Origin of the sequence: Mesorhizobium sp. M7A.F.Ca.CA.004.12.1.1, from assembly GCF_003997835.1 — a bacterium.
Taxonomy (GTDB): Bacteria; Pseudomonadota; Alphaproteobacteria; order Rhizobiales; family Rhizobiaceae; genus Mesorhizobium.
On the sequence record NZ_RZRK01000684.1, the window covers coordinates 1 to 3,318 of the forward strand.

A 3,318-nucleotide genomic window follows, 5' to 3' on the forward strand; every position below is an offset into this window, starting at 1 on the left:
GAGGATCAGCCGGTTCCCAGCCATGGATGCCGGATGGCAGGCACATGAGCGAACCGCGATGCGACATGTCGGCAAAGCGGAACCCGCCATTGCCATAGGCTTCGATCGGCGCGCGGCCCGGAAAATGCGCCTCGCGGATGACGATGCCTTTGCCGGTCACCGCTATACCCCTTCGGGGCGGCGCGTCAGGTCGCGACCGCCTTGCCGCCATTGACCGGCTTCTCCTCGTCGGCCGAAGCCTGCGGCCTCAGCTTGAACAGGATCAGCAACGGTGCGGCGATGAAGATGGACGAATAGGTGCCGAAGACGACGCCGAACAGCATGGCCATCGTAAACGAGCGGATCACCTCGCCGCCGAACAGCACCAGCGCCAGCAGCGCCAGGATCGTCGTCACCGAAGTCAGCGTCGTTCTCGACAGCGTCTCGTTGATGGCGTTGTTCAACAGCTGCGGCAGCGGCATGCGCTTGTATTTTCGCAAATCCTCTCGAACACGGTCATAGACCACGATCGTATCGTTCAGCGAATAGCCGATGATCGTCAGGATCGCCGCCAGCGATGACTGGTTGAACTCCAGTCCGGTGATGACGAAGAAGCCGAGCGTCATGACCACATCGTGCACCGTCGCCACGATGGCGCCGACCGCGAACTGCCATTCGAAGCGGAACCAGACATAGACCAGGATGCCAAGCAGCGCGATCAGCATGGCGATCGTGCCTTGCTTGGCAAGCTCGCCAGAAACGGTCGGGCCGACCACTTCGACGCGGCGGAAATCGTAATTGTCCTGCAGCTCGCCACGCACCTTGTCGATGACGGTCTGCTCGGCATTCTCGCCACCATCCTGCGTCCCGACGCGGATCAGCACGTCGTTCGGCGTACCGAACTGCTGCACCTGAACTTCGCCGATGTTGAGCTCGGTCAGCCGCGCACGGAGGTCGGCGAGGTCGGCATTGCCGCTCTTGGCCTGCACCTCGATCAGCGAACCGCCCTTGAAGTCGATGCCGTAATTGATGCCGACGGTCATGAACAGCACCACCGACAGGATCGACAGTGCGCTGGAGAGCGTGAAGGTCCAGCGACGGATGCCCATGAAGGGGATCTTGGTGCCGGGCGGAACGAAGGTCACCGGTGCCTTCGGCAATTCCTTCGGGCGAGCCCGGCGCAGCCAGATCGAGACCAGCAGGCGGGTGAAGGTGAAGGCGGTGAAGACCGTGGTCAGGATGCCGATGGCGTAGGTGATGGCAAAGCCCTTCACCGGCCCGGTACCGAGATAGAACAGCACCACGGTGGCGATCAGCGAGGTGATGTTGGAATCGACGATGGTCGCCAGCGCCTTGGTGAAACCGGTATCGATCGCCTGGATCACGGAGCGGCCGGCGCGTCGCTCCTCGCGAATACGTTCATAGATCAGCACGTTGGAATCGACCGCCATGCCGATGGTCAGTACGATACCGGCGATACCAGGCAAGGTCAGCGTAGCGCCAAGCAGCGAGAGCACGCCGACGATCATCGCCACGTGCACCGCCAGCGCGATGTTGGCGAGGAAGCCGAGGAAGCCGTAGGCGACGAACATGAAGGCGACGACGAGGATAGAACCGATGATGCCGGCGACCTTGCCGGCATGGATCGAATCCTGGCCAAGGCCCGGACCAACGGTGCGTTCTTCGATCACCGTCAGCGTCGCGGGCAACGCACCGGCGCGCAGCAGCACCGCAAGGTCGTTGGCGCTCTGGGCAGTGAAATTGCCGGAAATCTGGCCGGTGCCGCCGAGGATCGGCTCGCGGATCTGCGGCGCCGAAATCACCTGATTGTCGAGGATAATGGCGAACAGCTTGCCGACATTCTGCGCCGTGGCCTGACCGAAGCGCGCCGCTCCTTTCGAATCGAAGCGGAACGACACCACCGGCTCGTTGTTCTGCGAATTGTATGTCGCCTGTGCGTCAACGAGGTTTTCGCCCGAGACGATGACGCGATTTTCGATCAGATACGGAACCGGCGGATCGTCCTGCGAATACAGCACCGATGACCCGGCGGGCGGACGGCCATTGAGCGCGTCCTGCACCGGCATCGACTGGTCGACCATCTGGAAGGTCAGCTTGGCGGTCTGGCCGAGGATTTCTTTCAGTCTCTGCGGGTCCTGAAGACCCGGCACCTGGACAAGGATACGGTCGTCGCCCTGCCGCTGCACGATCGGTTCGGTGGTGCCGAGTTCGTTGACGCGGCGTTCGACCACCTCGATCGACTGCGTCAGCGCGGTCGACGTGCGGTATTTGATGCCGGCGTCGGTGACGTTGAACTTGAGCAGGCCGGGCTCGGAATCGTCGAGCGTCATTTCCTGGACGGAGCCGCCGGTGAACAGGCCGGCAGCGACCGGATCGGTCAGCGTCTTCAGCGCCGTCTTGGCGGCATCGATCTGGGCGGGATCGGTGATGCGGACCTGCAGGGTCCGCCCCGTGCCGGCAAGGCCGGTATAGCCGATCTTGGCGTCGCGTAGCAGCGTGCGGATTTCATCGCGCGTCGTCTCCAGCCGATCCTTGATCAGATCGTTCTGGTTCATTTCCAGCAGGATGTGCGAACCACCCTGCAGGTCGAGGCCGAGCGTCATCTGCCGCTTCGGTACCCAGCTGGGCAATTGCGCCAGCGTGCTGGCGGAGAACAGGTTGGGCGCGGCGAGGATCACTGTGATGGCCACGGCCACCCAGATCAGGATCATCTTGAAGCGCGAAAAATACAGCATATGGCGTCGTCCGTCAGAGCGTGTCCGCGGATCGCTCCGCCTAAAATTGGATTATTTCTTGGCGTTCTGGTTGGCCACCGGCTCGCCCTTGACGCGCACATCGGCGATCGTCGAGCGCAGCGCCGTCACCTTCAAGCCGTTACCGAGGTCGATCTCGAGCTCGTTGTCGTCGATCACCTTGGTCACCTTGCCGACGAAGCCGCCGCCGGTGACGACCGTGTCGCCGCGACGGACAGCCGCCAGCATCTCGCCGCGCTTCTTCAGCTGCGTGCGCTGCGGCCTAATGATCAGAAAATACATGATCACGAAAATCAGGACAAAGGGCAAAATGCTGATGAACATGTCGGGAGAAGCGCCGACGCCTTGGGCGTATGCCGGTGTCACGAACATCGAGGTACTCCTGATCTTTGAAAACAGCCGCCAATTTGGCGGCCCTTGAAATTTGGCCGGAATATAGTCGGTAAAGTTGTCAATGCAACTGCGCGGCCGGCCAAATCGGCTGCTTTTACGGCCTGTTGAGCCGTGTTAGAGCATGATCGCGAAAAGCGCGAGCCGGTTTCCGCAAAAGATTATGCTCTAACAA

2 protein-coding genes and 1 pseudogene are annotated in these 3,318 nt (G+C 61.7%); all 3 read right to left on the bottom strand.

The features are described from left to right. A pseudogene (locus EN984_RS37885) lies at positions 1-211 on the bottom strand (hypothetical protein); the annotation flags it as partial. Continuing rightward, on the bottom strand, positions 186-2,735 hold the full coding sequence (gene secDF, locus EN984_RS27635; RefSeq protein ID WP_127273192.1) for a protein translocase subunit SecDF: 2,550 nt from the start codon (positions 2,733-2,735) through the stop codon (positions 186-188). The pseudogene EN984_RS37885 and the gene secDF, both read right to left, overlap by 26 nt. A 51-nt stretch (positions 2,736-2,786) precedes the next feature. Beyond that, complete coding sequence (gene yajC / locus EN984_RS27640; RefSeq protein WP_127270542.1) at positions 2,787-3,125, bottom strand: preprotein translocase subunit YajC; 339 nt, start codon at positions 3,123-3,125, stop codon at positions 2,787-2,789. Positions 3,126-3,318: the final 193 nt, after the last annotated feature.

Coding starts and splice junctions, on each gene's coding strand:
- yajC (WP_127270542.1), bottom strand. CDS start 3,125: ATGTTCGTGACACCGGCATACGCCCAAGGCGTCGGCGCTTCTCCCGAC.
- secDF (WP_127273192.1), bottom strand. CDS start 2,735: ATGCTGTATTTTTCGCGCTTCAAGATGATCCTGATCTGGGTGGCCGTG.